General features: G+C 36.1%; 13 protein-coding genes. 3 read left to right on the top strand and 10 right to left on the bottom strand.

Annotated features, from left to right (window positions below):
* From HYG88_RS05460 to HYG88_RS05425, 7 genes are all read right to left on the bottom strand, one after another.
* Entirely contained in the window at positions 1–1,455 is a 1,455-nt protein-coding gene (locus HYG88_RS05460) for a hypothetical protein (protein ID WP_218647849.1), read from the bottom strand.
* Between the two features lie 1,041 nt (positions 1,456–2,496).
* Positions 2,497–4,146: a hypothetical protein gene (locus tag HYG88_RS05450; protein WP_178882721.1), complete on the bottom strand. Its 1,650-nt coding sequence runs from the start codon at positions 4,144–4,146 to the stop codon at positions 2,497–2,499.
* A 20-nt stretch (positions 4,147–4,166) separates the two neighbouring features.
* Positions 4,167–6,689, bottom strand: a complete 2,523-nt coding sequence (locus HYG88_RS05445) for a hypothetical protein (protein ID WP_178882720.1) — start codon at positions 6,687–6,689, stop codon at positions 4,167–4,169.
* A gap of 22 nt (positions 6,690–6,711) precedes the next feature.
* Positions 6,712–7,383: a hypothetical protein gene (locus HYG88_RS05440; RefSeq protein ID WP_178882719.1), complete on the bottom strand. Its 672-nt coding sequence runs from the start codon at positions 7,381–7,383 to the stop codon at positions 6,712–6,714.
* Between the two features lie 12 nt (positions 7,384–7,395).
* Positions 7,396–9,672, bottom strand: coding sequence for a hypothetical protein (locus HYG88_RS05435; RefSeq protein ID WP_178882718.1), 2,277 nt, complete (start codon positions 9,670–9,672; stop codon positions 7,396–7,398).
* Positions 9,673–9,998: 326 nt separating this feature from the next.
* Positions 9,999–10,568 (bottom strand): dCTP deaminase, encoded by a 570-nt coding sequence (gene dcd, locus HYG88_RS05430; RefSeq protein WP_004663684.1) that lies wholly within the window; start codon positions 10,566–10,568, stop codon positions 9,999–10,001.
* A 114-nt stretch (positions 10,569–10,682) separates the two neighbouring features.
* Positions 10,683–11,276, bottom strand: coding sequence for a LysE family translocator (locus HYG88_RS05425; protein ID WP_004663686.1), 594 nt, complete (start codon positions 11,274–11,276; stop codon positions 10,683–10,685).
* A gap of 312 nt (positions 11,277–11,588) precedes the next feature.
* On the opposite strand from HYG88_RS05425, the gene HYG88_RS05420 reads away from it, so the two are divergent.
* Positions 11,589–12,161 (top strand): DUF2062 domain-containing protein, encoded by a 573-nt coding sequence (locus tag HYG88_RS05420; protein ID WP_178882717.1) that lies wholly within the window; start codon positions 11,589–11,591, stop codon positions 12,159–12,161.
* Positions 12,162–12,179: 18 nt separating this feature from the next.
* Here HYG88_RS05420 and apbC read toward each other — a convergent pair whose 3' ends face one another.
* The gene (gene apbC, locus HYG88_RS05415; protein ID WP_178882716.1) at positions 12,180–13,409 is read right to left on the bottom strand and encodes an iron-sulfur cluster carrier protein ApbC; all 1,230 of its coding nucleotides are present in this window, start codon (positions 13,407–13,409) and stop codon (positions 12,180–12,182) included.
* Between the two features lie 160 nt (positions 13,410–13,569).
* Positions 13,570–14,106: a hypothetical protein gene (locus HYG88_RS05410; protein WP_178882715.1), complete on the bottom strand. Its 537-nt coding sequence runs from the start codon at positions 14,104–14,106 to the stop codon at positions 13,570–13,572.
* A gap of 256 nt (positions 14,107–14,362) precedes the next feature.
* Here HYG88_RS05410 and HYG88_RS05405 point away from each other — a divergent pair, with 256 nt between their 5' ends.
* Together HYG88_RS05405 and metG are read left to right on the top strand one after the other, a co-directional pair.
* The gene (locus HYG88_RS05405) at positions 14,363–14,860 is read left to right on the top strand and encodes a hypothetical protein (protein ID WP_178882714.1); all 498 of its coding nucleotides are present in this window, start codon (positions 14,363–14,365) and stop codon (positions 14,858–14,860) included.
* Between the two features lie 101 nt (positions 14,861–14,961).
* Positions 14,962–17,019, top strand: a complete 2,058-nt coding sequence (gene metG, locus HYG88_RS05400; protein ID WP_178882713.1) for a methionine--tRNA ligase — start codon at positions 14,962–14,964, stop codon at positions 17,017–17,019.
* A gap of 264 nt (positions 17,020–17,283) precedes the next feature.
* Here the strand turns inward: metG and HYG88_RS05395 are convergent, their stop codons facing one another.
* Entirely contained in the window at positions 17,284–18,225 is a 942-nt protein-coding gene (locus tag HYG88_RS05395; RefSeq protein WP_143225219.1) for a hypothetical protein, read from the bottom strand.
* Positions 18,226–18,526 lie beyond the last annotated feature (301 nt).

Below are 18,526 nucleotides of genomic sequence, written 5' to 3'. Positions count from 1 at the left end.
CTACTTACTAGTTGGCGGCGTAAGACTGATGTATTTTCCTCTAACGATACCTTCAGCATCCACAGATACATACGCGCGAGTTGTAACAGCATCTTTAACTAAAGTTCCCCATGAATACTGTTTAACAGCCCCACCATTAATATTAACCAACGCATAACTCAATGAAGGACTACATCCCATCGCTTGCTGATTTTCTATACTAGTCCAACTTTTACCGATTGAAATATTATTCAATCCAATTTCAGTTGGAGTACACGTTGAAAAAGGCTGTGTGGAGTTTGTATATTCCTTTTCCTGCAATTTGCCCCCAACAAAACCAAATTGATAAGAAATTCCACCGATTGGTAAATTACCATTATCATCCATTAAAACATTTTTCCATGTATAAACAGACTGTAAAGCTGAAGCATCATCAGAAGTAGTATATAACATCTGTAAAGTACCATCACCACACTCAAGTATTGTTCGAACCTGATCATAGGTCATGTTTACGGTTAACTTCTGCCAGTTTTGTATATCTGGAATACATGTCGTTTTAGCATCTTTAAATATAAATTGTTTATACTTTAACAAATTATTTTCTAGCCAAAATATTGCACGATCTTCACTATTACGATCCTGCCTTGCCCATTCTCTAATCGAGAAATAATCAGGAATATTATTATTATCAATACTTTGTGTTAAGACCCCCTCACATCCCATTTCATTTTTAATAGTACTGTAAGAATCCTTAATTTTAATTTTATCCCACTGAGCATAAAAAGGTTGACATGTTGCAACTTCTGGTGGAGATTTTACATAATTTTTTTCTACCAATTTATCATTTGCATCAAACTCAATTGATAAAGTATCGCGGTTAGTGTTAGTCCAAGTGTAATACGACGAGATACGATTATTACTGTTACTAGCACTATAGTTATAAATACCTGAACAGCCTAATTTATTAGAAACATCAATCAATGTTTGCCCTAAAAACAAACGATCTATTACATCTTTGGCAGGTAAACATGTCGTAGTCACATTTGATTTAGTAGGAATAAAAACTTTATTTTTTAATTTTCCATTTAAGTTCTGTACTACAATAGTAGGCTCAAGTAGATTCACTCCCCAAATATGCGTAGTTTGTTTACTATCAGCCGTTTCAACTACAGTAGACTGAAAACTGTTACAACTTAACTTACTGTTGCTTAATGCAAGACTATCATCTATTTGAAGCTGCTTCCATTGCTCGTAACTTACTTGACACGGGGCATTCTGAGTAGGCGTTGGAGTCGGTGTAGGCGTTGGAGTCGGTGTAGGCGTTGGAGTCGGTGTAGGCGTTGGAGTCGGTGTAGGCGTTGGAGTCGGTGTAGGCGTTGGAGTCGGTGTAGGCGTTGATGAGCCACCGCCACCACAACCAGCTAAAACTAACATAGTGGCAAACATCATAATTTGATGTGTTGATTTTCCATTCATTAAATACGTCCTTATATCACCAGTATTTTTGTCAATTCTAATCAATCTATCTCAATTTGACTTTTTTTTTTGTAAATATATGCATCATTTATTTTAGAAATTTTCTAATTAAATTTGTTAAATAATATTTATCAATAACGCTTAACTCTACGAATTTAATTTGCTTCTAATTTCTAATAACTAATTTGCTAACTTACTCTTTTTTATCAGAAGATAAAGCAACTAACTCTGCTACGAGTGCATCAGCTTTCATAACACCTATAGCTTGTCTAATAGAAAACCAACGATAAAGACTAAATTATAAATGATTGCCCATTTTATAGTTTTGAGGATTCTCACAAAATTTACAAGAATATATTTTTCATCAATATACAAAGTTGAGATATTTCCATTTTCTAAATTTTGATATATCCTTGAAAACTCTTCTTTATGGATAACTCCACTTTCCAAAGTAATTTTACGTAAATATCACCCTTCTTTATAAGTATCAAAATAAAAGGAAGATGCAAATTATGTTCTTTTTGTGCAAAACATATCTGTTAGTTTTTCTGTGAAATATTTCTTTCGCACAATTAAATCGATTCAACAAAATTGGAAATAAGAATATCACGATTTTCTAGTATAGATAATGCAGAGAAATAAATATTTTCATCCCTAAAAATATGTTTTACTTTCTGCTGAAAAAATGTGATAAGAATAATCTTTTAAATTATAAAAATTACGACTCTACCCTTTATATAAAAACCTAGTTTATGTGCAACCTCTATCTCTTTAATAAATTCAAGGCGTGGTATTTTTAGTTTTTCTAAAGCAACAACTTCCCTCTCACTCACTCCCACAATTGGAATTTTTTATACCGAAATAACCATGATTTCAACAGAGTGATTGAAAATCTGACGTCAATATAATACTGCGAATCATCGTACCTTCTCTCCGCCAAGAATAAAAAAATGCTGTATACCATATTAATTTAACATTAATTTTTATAATAAAAAAGCGACTATTTATATTAGTCGCTTTTTCTATTATTTTATGAACCTATTAACAGAATTTTAAATTTCCAAAACAGTTCGACACAGGCTGTTGATAATTATTTAACTGCAAGTTCTCCATTACCATAACTGCGCGAGAGCTATCTGCAAGTTTAATATCTCCTAAACCTCTAAATACAGGTGCACCAAATAAAAGCGTAACCGCCGTACCTAAACTAATATCAATATTATTATTTGGTGTATCAGATAAATAATTAGTGATATAAGTTGCAATTTGTGGCAAGACATCATCCATTGGAATATTGTTAGTCGGAACAAGTTTACCAAAGTCAAGTGGATCTTTAAATGATAACCACCAACCTGGTTGTGCAATATCACCTTTATTGAATACAAGATTACTATCCGTATTAGAATAATTATCTGCAACATTAGTAATAGCTTTGGTTGTTCTATTATAAGTAAATGCACTTGAACTACCAGGCCAACGTAACGCTTCTTTTTGCAGTGATAAATAACCGCCACTACTGATTGGAAGATTGTGTACTAAGTTAAAATTTTCTTTTACAGTCGCGTTAACTTTTAAGTTCGTAATATATGAACAATTTGCAGTATTTTTTGCCGCGGCACAGCTAGCCTGACTTCCCCCTGCTCCATCTGCTCCCATAAAAAATACAACACCAGGTACTCCTAGCAAAGACTGATCAAGTGCCATAAATATACCACCACTGTCTCGACCAATAGCAATTGGATCAATAGGTACATCGTTCACAACTAGATTCAACTGTGACATCCGATTACCTGTTACAGCAGTTTGTGGAAACTCAAAACTTACATTTTGTTGTGGTACTAAAATCCCATAGATGCCCTGATTACTTGAGTTTTTACGTAAGTTATCATAAATTTTTTGGTCGTTATTCGAGCTAGCTTTATTCGGATTATTTACCACTCCTGTCATCTGGCTAGGACTTGAAAAAACAGAACGATTATTCCACAAAAGAGTATTAATACGCACATTGGCAAAAATTTGCTCGTCATAGCGTGTACCAAAAATAGAAGGATTGGTTTTTGCATCTACTGGCGTTGGAGCAACTTGTATATAACCACTAAATGTATTAATACCGCCACCCGTAGATTTTTGAGTGGTAGAATTATAATCATTTAAAGTTCCTGCAGATAAATGCCCTAAAATATCTTCCGCACTCAAACGAAAACCAGCAACTTCACGTAGTGCAGCACTCGTTGGATTTTTAATTGCGAATTCAATAAACGGGTTTGTAAGTAATGCACTCGTATTTGCCCTACCTTTCGTCCAGATAGGCGTACCATCTGCAGCTACGCTATCAGCAGGACCACTCAACGATAAATTTTCAATATCAATATCACATTGACCAGTCCCATTGATACCACCACAGCCCAATTGTAGACTACGAATATTGGTATTGAGTTCCATTTTGGCTTCTAAACCCAATTTGTAGTAACCATAATTCAAATAATTGCTTGTACTACCAGCACCACTTCCATCACCAGCACTACCATCAATATTTTTTGGGGCGGTATACGCCATCGAAATTAAAGCTTGCCCTTGAGTAGCAGAAAGCTCATCATCACTCATGGATACCAAACCATTTGCAAAAACGCCTGCTGTATTTATAGATAATAAACAAGATGCTAAAAGCGTTTTTTTCATTCCCTTTTTCATCACTTTTTCCTCTTTATCTATTAATTTCGTGGTTTAAGTGTAAATTCAGAACTAATGCGACCACCAGTCATAACCATCTCACCAAGACGCTGTGCACGATTATTATATGTACCCATCGTAGAGGTATTCCATCCCGCAGGTGGGTCTACAGGTGGGTAAAAGTTAATATCGCGAACCCTCAAGACATTGACTTCTCTTTCAGCAGAACTTTGATCAGAAGCTGGGTTGATATCAAAAGAATAGTTGAATCCAACACTATCTTTATTCACTACGATCGCATTATTAAAAGCCATTAAGCCAGATATTCTATCAAAACCAATAATTGAATCTTCAATTGGATCACTAAGTTGGATCGTACCATCAGTTAACTTATAACGCCCGACAATAGAGAGTCTATTACCATTTGCATTCGAAATTTCATTATTAGGGACCAAACTAAAGTTCATATCACCTAGCATTTTAAGTTTTAAACCAAATAAAACATCATCTTTACTCTTAAGAGAGTTTTTAATATTACTAGCAGCATTTAAGCCAGTGGCTTCTGTCAAATTAGGATTTACATAACTTGGCAAATATCCTGCTGAAATTTCAGCAGCCATTACCATCAATAAATTTTTTAAATCAACATTAACATTACCATTTTCAAATCCCATGCTACCATATCCACGCAATAACATATCAATATTACGTAAACCTATATAATAGTTTCGATCAGCATCAACCACCATAATCGAGGTCGTCTTTGTACCATCATCATTACGCCCCTGAACACTTAGACCAATTGCTAAACCTAAGCGATCAAGATTAGTAACATTTGTCTTAGTTACTGTATTAGTTAAATTATTTAGGTTATAGACTGAACCAGTATATTTAGTTGAATAAACTGCAATATTACTATTCAAGTTGTAATAAGGTAGACCTAATCCCCATTTATTATCTAATCCGCTTCCTACACCCGTAGCAGGGATTGCATTAGCATTTGAAACCCCAGCACTTGAAGTAAAGCGACCACGTTTTGAAACTGCTTGGAATTCACCACCACGGATACCAACAACCAAACTATTTGGAGTCAACCCTGAAGCTATCGAGTTTGTGTCTGCAATTTGCTGCTTGTAATCATTTCCTGTTGTTAAAGTACCACCTGTTCCGCCTAAACGTGCGCTATTTAATACAGCATTATTTGGTAATAATAAATGTCGAGTATTTGCTAAACCCAAGTAAACATTACCACTATCAAAATAAGCACGGTCATTCGAGTTTGACATTAGCGGACTCAGTTTACTGAATTCAAAACCAAAAGTATTTGCACCAGCACCACCAATTTCTAAAGTAGTCGCTTCACCTGCTGATCCAAGATTTGCTCCCAACATCGCATCACCATCATTGGTGAATTCGCCACGTAAACGCACACCTATCCCGGTAGAACCCAACACAGTATCATTACCATCTATGCGCGTTGTAGTAGTTGGATCACCATTATCAGCACTCGTTGCATAACCTAAAATATTTTTAGTCTGATCTTGGCTTTTAGTGTTAATTCCTCGGATTTGTAAATAGCTGTTCACCATGCGTCCACTTGCACCAACACGAATGAGCCCTTTAGCAGAATCAGTCTCATTTGTTCCCGAAGCTAAAGCATAGACAGGATTTGTTGGATCAACATAAGCATCTTTTTTGGTCATCATTTCAATATTTAGACCCGAACTAGTTGCAATACCACTACTATTCTTATAAGTTGCATTCGCACTTTGTGTTGCATCCATATTTGGTATAGACGCTCGAGCAAAATCAATATAACCATAAGTTTCAGATGGTGCCGTTGATTTAGTTGCATTCGCGGTTGCAGAAACTTTATTGGTCTGGAGCATTAAACCTTTTGTAGGATCAACATACATGACACCTTTACCTAAAAAATTAAAATTAAAATTCTTTAAAATAAGTTGATTATAATAGTTAGGTGTATTGTTCGTTAAACCAAAATACATATTAATATTTTGTAAATTCAAACGTAAATCAGATTGTGAATTGGGATCAAATAAACCATTCTTGGTTTGAAAATGGATGTATTGTGGCGAATCAGTTTGAATTGCCACATTACCAATTAATGGATCACAATTACTCGTCGTCTGGTTACAAACTTGAAATCCTTGAACTGAAATAGTAGAGGGCATACTTTCTACTTCAAAATCTAATCCTGCAGTTGCATTCCCCCCATTGATAGTTGTCCCTGTTTGAATTTTATAATTTGTTCCTAATTGATAACTTCCACCTAAGTAATTGTCATTTTTTCGAATTTTCACTGTATTTGCGGTTGCATTTAAAATATTCTCGCCTGTAGGTGTGCCTACTTTATCTTGCCAATACAATTGGTCAAAATCCATTTGCTTATATTCTGTTTGAATATACAAACCATCTTGTGCATTAACAGAACTTAAATCATTGTCTGCCAACTCTTGTAGAGCATACACATTTTGTGAAAGCAGAATACTACTTGCCAATGTTGTTAAAACAAAATAGCGAGTATTGATTGGAATCCTTTTCATCATTTACTTCCTTATTTTTATTTTAACAACGAGGGTGACTATCGCCACAAGAAAATATTTTTATATTTCCCGTCAATGACAAATTACCTGTCATTTTCATGCCTATAAACCCTATTTCTTTATTAGCATCAAATCCTATACCACCATATAAAGTCGCGGGTGTTAAATATCCAGGTATATTTCCAGTCCCCTCTGCTGCTACTGTATCCGTTTCAATTGATAAAGATTCAAAACCAACATTTTTGAATTGAATAGGTTTATTCGGGTCAAAACTTAACTTAATAGCGGCATGTGGTGTAGAAGCATATGTAATATCCTCACCATCTAATCCAATATAAGGAATATCAATCGTTCCTTGAATGCCTTTAAAAACCAACCACTGTTTTTTCCCTGTTGGGGATGGAGTAATTACGCCAGTTGCTGCATTAATCGTATCTTGTGTCCCATCATGATAACGGTTATTTAAAGAAATGCCTAAACGACAAAAACGCAAATCACTACATACAGTTGTATCAAGTATGCTTGCACTTGTGTGATTTAAATTTATTTTTAAAGATAAATCAGCTCCTGCTTGCCCCGTGATCTGTTGCAAGCCAACATCATCTAAACGTTCCATAGAGATAGCAAATGGCGATAGACTCAAACATCCTATTACCATAAACAGTTTGCCTAAAAGGTTTTTATAATTTTTCATATTATGCGTCCTTTATAGCCCTGTGGTTGAAAATTTAAGATGCTGAATCAATAAACCATCTATAGCAACTGAACCAAAGTTATTAGAAACCGTACCACCTGTAGGTTTCATATTATTTAATGTATTTGCAATTGCCTGATTCGTCTGAGGTATTGTCGTTTGAATACCCATGATAATATTATTATAATTTTGACGATACGTCGTTTCATATGGATCTGCACGATTTAGAGAAGAATGTTGTTGTCCTGTTAACGCTGCTTTAGGTGCGACAGCAGCCCATGCTGACCACGCTCCCCAACCAGTGCCGCTCTCACTACGTGTGGCATTCCAAACCTGTGTGTAAACTTTTTCATCATTATAGGCAATGTTATCACCAGCCTTCAACTCTCCTATAGATACACCATAAGAACCAGAACTAGTATCACCTGTTAGCCAATTTAAACCTGTATATGTTTTTCCATTAATAGTTGCGCTATCTGTCTTATTTGTAGCGCCAATTGTAATACTACTGTGTGTTGCAGTAGAACCCTGATAACCATTACTTTCTGTGCCACAAGTATAAATATTACAAGTTGAACCCAAATAACTTACACCACTATCAACCGCTCCAACTCCAGAACTTGGATCGATATATTCATAACGAGTATAGATACGGCGATAAACCTCTTGTTTATTTGGAATACGAGCTAATTCAATAGAAAAGTTATTTCCATCCGTACTAAACATTAATGGTTGATACAGATTACCTAGAACTAAATTAATATTAGGATCATATAAAAATATACCATCTGCATTTTGCACAGGAGAAGTACTTACACCAAAATTTGGAACTACACCTCCTAAAGCTGGAGTGCTATTACCATCATTACTTCCCGTAATTTGCTGTGTGCTAATTCGAAGTACACTTTTGAATGCTGGTGGCGTCCAAGTATTAGTCCCATAGGCTCTGAAACGACGAGTAGTAAAACCCTCCTGTACCAAACAGTGCCCTGCATTTGTACCACCAGTTGGGCCATTTCCATCTTCAGAGGTTACACAAACACCTGTATTTAAAAAATTCCCTGGTTGATCGGGTCTGCTTGGATACCAAAATGGTTCATACGGATCTTTATATGTAGTTGATCGAACTGGCGGACGATAAGAAAGTTGTATACCTGTTGTATTATTTACATTTGCTACATCTGTAGCAGATACCAATGCTGTGTCTGTTCCCGCACTAATTGAACCCGACTTAGAGACAATTGTAGTTGCCGCCGGTACAAAGGATCCACCACGTATTCCTGGTAATGTTCCTCCTCCTTGAGCAGTATATGTAGGCACCCAATCAAGATTTCTAATCTCGCGCGTCACAGTCTGATTTGAAATCACACCTCGAGTTGAATCAGTTGCCCCACTATTTAAACGAACTAAACCTGCTATACCAAAGGTATTATTATATGACGTATTCATTCCATAATTAAATGTTCTTGATTGGTTAGGTACACCATTAATTTTTAAATTAGCAGTGTAGGTTCCTCCTACGTTATTATTTGTACTAGACACACCATTTAAAGTTTGAAATACTTTTATATTAGAACCATTTATACCAAAACCATCCCACACAAATCCTAAACGCAGACGATTTTTCAACTCGTTTGTATTATATGTACCAGTATCTGCTAAGGTTTTATCACGCATAAATGCATCTGCCCAAAATCCCAGTTTGAGATTATAGTCAGCATCGGTAGCAGCAATTGTACCTGTTTTATAAAGTGGCGCTTCTAATGTTAGGTACGTAACATTATTTAATGCACCATTAAAATTTGGGACACTTAAATCATTAAGGGTTTTAATAACCCAAGGATTATCTGCTGTCCCCCATGATGTAATTTTTCGGCCAAAATCAGTTGCATTCGCCGAAGTACCTGCTGCAATCGCACCAAAAGGAACGCCCCAGTCTGTAGCAGTTCGTCCAACACCATAGTCTTTTTTAGATTGAGCAAGCGAAAGCCCGTACAAATACATATCAGCTTTTTGATAGTTCTTAGCTTCTTGAGCAGAAGATAGTGGCCCTACTGGAAGCATGCGGATGTAACCTGCCCCATAAGTCCCTTGACCACTATTGGCTATATCAGCTCCATTTAAACGCAATGAGAAATCTTGCGGTAAAATTGCGATACCTTCACCAGTGGTTTCACTTAAACCATCATCTGATAATTCTTGCAATGCAAAAACTGACTGATTTAGACATAAACCAATCAAAGTCGCCAAAACAGTTTTTTGAAATGATACCGTATGAAGTGTAGTCATCTTGACCTTCCCATTACGCGATGCTCCGCACCATCGTTATTTTTCTAACTTCCTTTCGAGTGATTCCCTAAAAGAGAAATTGTATCCAAACATCACTCAAACACAGGTAAATTTTACCCATATATATTCATTCTTCATTATGCCGATAATTTACACAAATGCAAAATATATTAGGTAAACGTTTTATTTTCCGATGAATGAATTATTGTTTTTAAATAATTTCTTTTAAATATATGTATGAATATTATATCTTTATTCTTTAAATATAAGATTTGTATTGCAACAACCAAAAAACTTTATGATTGTTGCAAAATGTAATTTAGAAATCATGTTTTCGGTAAAGTTACACCTGTTTGACCTTGGTATTTACCACCACGGTCTTTATAAGATGTTTCACAAACTTCATCACTTTCAAAGAACAACATTTGTGCAACACCTTCTCCCGCATAAATACGTGCTGGGAGATTCGTTGTATTTGAAAACTCAAGCGTAACATGACCTTCCCACTCAGGCTCTAGCGGCGTTACATTCACGATAATACCGCAACGGGCATAAGTCGATTTACCTAAACATACCGTTAGGACATTTCGTGGAATACGGAAATATTCAATCGTACGTGCGAGAGCAAATGAGTTCGGTGGAATAATACAAACATCTGATTCGATATCGATAAAACTTCTATCATCAAAATTTTTCGGATCAACAATTGCAGAGTGAACATTGGTAAAAACTTTAAATTCACGCGCACAACGGACGTCATAGCCATAGCTAGACACCCCATAAGAAATCAATTTTTCTCCGTTTTCATCGAAACGAACTTGATTCTCTGCATAAGGTTCAATCATGCCGTGTTTTTCGCTCATTTCACGAATCCAACGATCAGATTTTATTGCCATGACTTTTATCCAAAATCTAAGTTAATGATTGGCGAGTACTTTAACGTAAAACGACATTAATGAAAACAACAGAACCCTGCTACCTAGATGGTTCAAGGCAGCAGAACATTAGAATTAGAGATTAATTAGAGCTGAATAGCTAATAGGAATGGCAAAGCTGATCAGTACAACTGATGCTGTACGCTGTAACTTAGATTGAGATAACCATTTTACTTTATTGGTTGCCAACACAGCGCCAACTGAAATCCAAAATAGTGCAATTGGAAGAATGAGTGCAACAAAGCTACTCATATGCGCAACATAGATTTCTTGCGTTTGCCATGCTGTTGTTGGGAAAATTGCAGAAGCAAATAATAAAGCTTTAGGGTTTAATAATGTCGCACATAACAATTCTCTAGGTCGAATTGTAGGTTGATTTAAAATCACTTCTTGATTTGCTGTACGCCATAATTTAATCGCAAGGAAAATAATATACCCTGCACTTAATAGTTTTAAAAATGTTGGTAATAAAGGTAATGTCGCTGAGACTTTACCAATCAACATTCCCCATGCACTGATCGCAATAATATAACCAATTGCCTCCGCAGGAATCAGCAATAGAGATTTACGCAATCCTACCTGAATACCAGAGGATGCAAGTAAAGTATTGGTTGGGCCAGGAGTGAGCAAAATGGTTATCACTAAACCAATAAAAAACCATGAAATCATTGAATGACCTCACTAAAAGATAAATTTAGATTAATATAGTTGCCAGTTGATAGCAAAATTTTAACTGTAAGCACTTATGACGAGAGCCTATTTAAATAAATGTTTTATCTATATTTTATTAATTACAAGTACACGCTACTCAAGAGTCACATGAGTAAAAACATACGCTAAAATACAACACATATAACGTATTCTAAGTATTCTTATTTTTTAACAAGATAAACTTTGGTGCTATTTTAAGTTTTCAATAAGTAAATAATGTTATTTTATATACATTCGTTCACTTTTTCCTTTCAATGTGCTTCCTCGTTTATGCCTAAGAAATTTTTTAATAAGTGGCTGCCTTCATCAGAGAAAGTTGCTAGTCTAAAATTTATGAGAATTTTTGGTGAACGTACCTTAAATCCACTGCTTTGGTATGTAAACCGCCGTTCGATTGCCAAGGCGATGTTTATTGGAACATTTTGGGGAATTTTACCTGTTCCTTTTCATAGTCTTTTTATTATTTTGACCATCTTATGGTTAGAAGTAAATTTACCGATTGGACTATGCATGGCATGGCTAACCAATCCGCTCACTATCGTTCCAATTCTCTATTTAGGTTTTTGGTTCGGAACTAAAATTTATCATGTGCACATGATCAATAGCGATATGCTATTAGGGGTTTTACACCAAATTATCAATTGGCTTAAGAATTTTGGGCACGGTCATATTGATTTCAGTCTTGCGAAGATTCTCGTATCAGGACTTGTCATTGAAGCAATTTTATTTGCGATTAGTTTTTATTTAATTACACATTTACTTTGGCGTTGGAGCGTAGTGAATGCTTGGAAAAAAAGAAAACAAGTACTGCAATCAAATAATGACATTAAAAAAAGCCTCTAAATGAGAGGCTTTTCAAATTTAGAAAATACGATTTTCATCACGCTGACGTTTTGGCAATTTATCCATTTGTTTTAATACAGCTTGTGCGATATTGATATAGCTTTCCGCCGCGCTATCCTGAGCAAGGACACTTGGCTGACCATTATCTGCATGTTCACGAATTTTTGCGTCTAAAGGTAAACGTCCTAATAAAGGAATATCATATTGCTCAGACAATTGATCTCCTCCGCCTATCCCAAAGATCTGTTCTTCATACCCACAGTTAGAACAAATATGTGTCGACATATTTTCAATAACACCGAGTACAGGAATATTTACTCTGTTAAAGAGTTCGATTCCTTTTACCGCATCCATAAGTGCAACATTTTGCGGCGTCGTGACAATCACAGCACCTGTCACTGGAATACGTTGTGCCAAAGTCAGTTGGATATCACCTGTACCAGGTGGCATATCAATCACTAACACATCTAAATCTGGCCAAAGTGTTTGGTTAAAAAGTTGCATCAATGCACCAGTCGCTTTAGGACCACGCCAAGCCACAGGTGTATTGTGTGCACCAATCAAATGTCCGATTGAAAGCACAGCCATGCCATACGCATCTAAGGGCACAAAATTTTCATTTTCAATTTGTGGAGTACGTCCAGCATTCCCTAACATGGTTGGAATACTTGGACCATAGATATCTGCATCCAAAACACCGACTTTTAGACCGAGTTGTTGCAATGCAAGCGCCAGATTCACTGTGGTGGTTGATTTACCGACCCCACCTTTTCCTGACGATACCAATATTACATTTTGAATACGTGGATGTGCAGCCACATCGCGTTGTTGCGGTGCAGCTTTTTGAATCGGTGGATTATTGGGATCGACTTCCGCTTTAGGCGAAGCATCCATTACAGGTGGTAAATTGCTATTTTCTGCTTTTGGCTTCGATGAGCAGCTATGACCTGCTTCACCATGCGCTGCATGTTTTTGTTGGATAATATGTAAATTTAACTCTTGGATACCGCATTTTTCCAGAGCTTCAGCGAGTTCGTCGTGAATCTGTTGTAAGTGATCTTTTTCTTGAGGAAAAGTATTAATCGTGAGTTGTAAAATCCGACCTTGTACATTCACTTGGCTGATACGATCTTTTAATGCATTTTCAGAATGTGGCAGCACATAATTTTGTAAAACAGTTTGAATTTCATCTTCCTTCACTTCTTGTGCTGGTGAAAAAACAGATTTTAAGGAAGAAAGCCACGACATTTTGTTTACTCCAAAAACAGATGATCAATATATCACTGAGTTTGGCTAGTTTAGCAGTATTGAAGATTGGACGCTCACATCAGAGAAGATAATTGCTCATTTTTTATGAACGTGTTTTCTTCTCTGAGTATAAGCGTGATGTTAAATAGTCATCAAAAGATTAACCTTTGAATTTATTTAATGTATCTGTTGCAGCTTTCTTTAAATCATCCAGTTTATGGCTCGCTTGAGCTTTTAGATCTTCAAGCTTAGCAGTAGCTTCATCTTTTAGTTCAGCAGCTTTTGCTTTGGCATCTTCTAACTTATGGCTTGCTTCTTGTTTTAAATGATCTAATTTCTCTTTGGCTGCATGCTGAGTATCTGCCAATTTTTCTTTCAGCTCATCTGCTTTAGCAGATAAAGCAGCTTTACCCTCACCATACTGATCCGTTGCATTTGTTTTTAAATCATCTAAAGTTTGCTCACCCTTTTGCTTCAACTCATTCGCTTTATCTTTTGCTTGTTGCAGATCAGCTTTCGTTTGATCAAGATCTTTAGCTGCAAAGTTTTTAACGTCTTCGACAGTTTCCTGACCTTTCTGCTTGATGTCATTTCCAAGTTCGCTGACTTTATCTTTGACTTGCTGTAAATCTGTTTTAGTTTGCTCCAAGTCTTTTGATGCAAACTCTTTTAACTGATCAATTTTGTCATTACTCATGTCTTGTTCCTCTTGTTATATCGTAATAAATTACTGTTGCTTTCAATTATAGTTATACAAGATTCTGCGGATATTTGGAGGAATTGCTGCAAATTGAAACAAATGGGATACAGTAGCAGTCAAAGTAAATTTCGAGTCTTTTGTTTATTTTTAGAACCAACACAGCACCACGAAACAAGTATCAACAATGATCAGGCAATCGATCGGATATACTTTCAAGCGATTTAAATCTTCAATTTACTCATCAAGCCCCCTTATGAACGAAAATGAACTTCTAGAAATTCAACATGAACTGCAAGCTCAACAAAAGCGCCTGAATTATATTCTTTCGAGCAAACGAAGAATCCAAAGCATGATTGATTCTTTTGAAAGTGATTTAGCTGAGCAACTCCTTCAAGTCATTCATAATGAAAGCAACGATTATGCTGGAATCGCAACAAGTTTGGCACTTTCAATTTGTTGGAAATTTTCAAAAGTTGAATTTCCAAAGACCGTTCATTGGTGCAGTGAATTAAGTATTAGCGATCTACAAGTTAAAGATGAATTTACCGCTGTAATTAAAGCTCAGGCTTGGTTAGGTACTTTAGGAAGTGATGAACTTTGGCAAACACCTTTATTTGCTGAAATTACAGTTGATCCAAAAACCAATCGCTTAAAGAGCTATCACATTCATTTCTTATCAAAAGGAAAAATCATCTCTTTAAGAAAGAACTCTAAGCAAAGCGTAACGGTTAAACAAATGCAGAGTATGTGATCCTATAGGATTAAAAAGATTTCACCGATTCCCTTGTGCAAGTCGCTCTTAAGTCATGTAAAATCATTTGCCTTGTAAATACGAATGAGAGAACAATATCCGTGCGTAAAATTTTAGTCACCAATGCCCTTCCTTATGCCAATGGTCCTATCCATATGGGTCACTTACTCGGTTATATCCAAGCAGATATTTGGGTTCGTGCGATGCGTGCAATGGGTCATGACGTGACTTACGTATGTGCGGATGATGCTCATGGCACAGCGATCATGTTACGTGCTGAAGCGAATGGCATTAGCCCTGAAGCGCAAATTGCCAATGTTCAGAAAGAACACATTCGTGATTTTGATGGTTTTGGTGTGCATTTCGATCATTATGATTCAACTCATAGCGATGCAAACAAAGCACGTGCATCTGAGATTTATATTAAAAACCGTGAAGCAGGCAATATCGCTGTTCGCCCTGTCACACAGTTGTTTGATCCTGAAAAAGGGATGTTCTTGTCTGATCGTTTCATTAAAGGCACGTGCCCGAAATGTAAAGCTGAAGATCAATACGGCGACTCATGTGAAGTCTGCGGTACAACCTATAACGCGACCGAGTTATTAAACCCACGCTCAACATTGAGTGGTGCAACGCCAGTTGAGAAATCATCAGATCACTATTTCTTTAAACTACCGAATTTCTCAGAATACTTACAGAAATGGACACGTGATCAAGGTCGTTTACCTGTTTCGATTGCCAACAAGCTGGATGAATGGTTTGAAGCAGGTTTATCGGATTGGGATATTTCACGTGATGCACCTTATTTCGGTTTTGAAATTCCAGATGCTCCAAACAAATATTTCTATGTTTGGGTAGACGCTCCGATTGGTTATATGTCGAGTTTTGAAAACTACATCAAAACTAAACGTCCTGATCTAAGCTTTGATGACTTCTGGAAAAAAGACAGCGATAAAGAAGTTTATCACTTCATTGGTAAAGACATTGTTTACTTCCATGCACTGTTCTGGCCTGCAATGCTTGAAGGTGCGAACTACCGTACCCCATCTGGTTTATTCGTGAATGGTTTCTTGACAGTGAATGGTCAGAAGATGTCGAAGTCTCGCGGTACATTCATTAAAGCTGAAACTTATTTACAGCACTTGAATCCTGAATATTTACGTTATTACTTTGCTTCTAAGCTTTCTGACAAAGTTGAAGATTCAGATTTGAATTTGGATGACTTCGTACAAAAAGTGAATTCTGACCTTGTCGGTAAAGTAGTGAATATTGCTAGCCGTTGTGCAAAATTCATTAACACCAATTTCAATAATACGCTTTCAAGCACATGCGCTGAACCTGAACTGATTCAAAGCTTTATTGATGCGGGTGATTCAATTGCTCAAGCCTATGAAGCACGTGAATTCTCTGCTGCTATTCGTGAAATCATGGCTCTTGCGGACAAAGCGAATCAATATATTGATGAGAAAAAACCGTGGGCGCTTGCGAAGCAAGAAGGTCAAGAACAAGAAGTTCATGATGTTTGCTCAGTTGGTATCAACTTATTCCGTCAGCTTGCGATTTACTTAGCTCCAGTGCTTCCAACACTTGCGGCTCAAGTTCAGTCTTTCTTACAACTTGAAAGCTTTGACTTTGCATCACGTCAGCAAATCCTCGTTGCACACGAAATTGCACAATTCCAACCACTGATGCAGCGTGTTGATCCTAAAGCAGTTGCTGCAATGGTTGATGCATCTAAAGACTCTTTAGCTGCTGCGGCAGAAGCACCAAAAGTGGAAAAGAAAAAAGAGAAGAAAGCCGAGAAGAAGCCTGAACCTAAAGTGGGTGAAGCTGAAATTATTGGTATTGAAGACTTTATGAAAGTTGACCTACGTGTAGCTGAAGTTTTAGAAGCTGCAACGGTAGAAGGTTCTGATAAATTACTTCAACTCACGTTAAATGTAGGTGAAGCTGAACCACGTAATGTGTTTAGTGGTATTCGTGAGTTTTATCAGCCTGAAGATTTAAAAGGCAAATTAGTGGTGATGGTCGCTAACCTTGCACCTCGTAAAATGCGTTTTGGTATTTCTAACGGTATGGTACTTGCAGCGGGTAATGGCGAAGGTGTTTGGGTGATTTCACCTGAATCTGGCGCTAAAGCTGGTGATAAAGTGTCTTAAGATTTAGATCTGAGATGAGAAAAAGCCTCTACGATGTAGGGGCTTTTTTTATTGGTTTTTAGTTCTCTCTCCTTCTTTAAAAGAGAGGGCTAGGGAGAAGATTTATTAAATCACTGCCCCCACTTTACAATCTAAACTCAATTTTCATTGCGTAGGCATTGCCTTACTTTTGAAAGATCAAAAGTAACAAAAATCTTTTGTTAGCTTGATAATACGTCCATGTATCACAAGCTAACAGCGACATCCATATCGCCTACATCTGAATTAATTTGGTGACGAACTCTGTTTCTTTATTACTTCCAATAATGCAGCTGTCGACTTTAGAACCTCAGCATTCGCTTTAGATTGTTCCTGTATCGAAACTGAGTCCTCTTTAATAGAATCAAAAAGGTTTTGACCAAAATAGCATTTTGCTAAATCAGTCCTAATCTCGTGTTGCTTGTCTTCTGGCAAATGTGCCAAATACTCAGGTAATGCTTCTAATTCCATGAATGTTTGGTGTGCTTGCTCTGAAATTTTTCGATAGAAGCCAATCTGCTTAAAACAGTAAGTAAATAAAGTCGCAATTAAAGCCAGAATTGTTAATTTAATCATTAGAGCATTAGAAACATTTAACGAATCAAAAAAATTGTGTGCAAATAACTGTCCTATAACCAAAGTCACAGATAAACATACTAGTAACATCAGGTACAGTTCATAGACTTCAACAGTTCGCTTATAATCTTTATATTTCTTTTTATAGATTTCTTTTGTTTTTCTCGAGGATGCTTCACCTTTATATAAGTTTAAATCTGATATAAGTTGATCTACTTGATCATTTTTATCATTAAAAATAGGATTAATATCTTTTTCAATGCTTACTTTTAAGTGATTAAAAATAGATTGAGAAGCAAAAAAATACCCTTGAATAATCTTATAATTAGTAATTAATATCTCACAGCCCTCAACCAAATAATAAAAACCACCCTCACCGAAAGTAGGTAATTTTGCTTCGTGAACTACAATAGAATATCCCCTAAAAACACTCTCTAATTTGTCTAATTCTGCAGCGATTGAATCCAAAAAGAATTTTTGGTTTTCACTATCCCAAGTACCTATGTTCTGAAGAATCCGATTACCAATATTTCGACTTTGATAAACATTACCTCGCATAATTCTAGCTATATGAAAGGGATCAGAAACTCTATCCTTTTCATTTTCTTGCATAAACTCTTCCACTATTTTTTCATCAGAATATGTGTCTAATACATTTATAAACTGGTCTAAGTAGTTCTGATATTGCCGTAATTTTTGGTTATATTCTCGCATAGGATGATAAAAGCTTATTGATATTTATAAAATTATACTTTATTTATTCTTTAACGATATGCTAAAAACAATGGCAGAGTAAAACTTGAAGTGCGACATAAACCACCTAATTAATTTAAAGGGTTTATGGAGTATATAAAATTGTCATACCATCATCTTAACTTTGAAGATCGTACTGCATTAATGCTTGAGTCAAGAA

The sequence above is a fragment of the Acinetobacter sp. SwsAc4 genome (assembly GCF_013391535.1).
GTDB lineage: Bacteria > Pseudomonadota > Gammaproteobacteria > Pseudomonadales > Moraxellaceae > Acinetobacter.
Note: the sequence above shows the minus strand (reverse complement) of the source record. Positions and strands in the feature narration are given on the sequence as shown.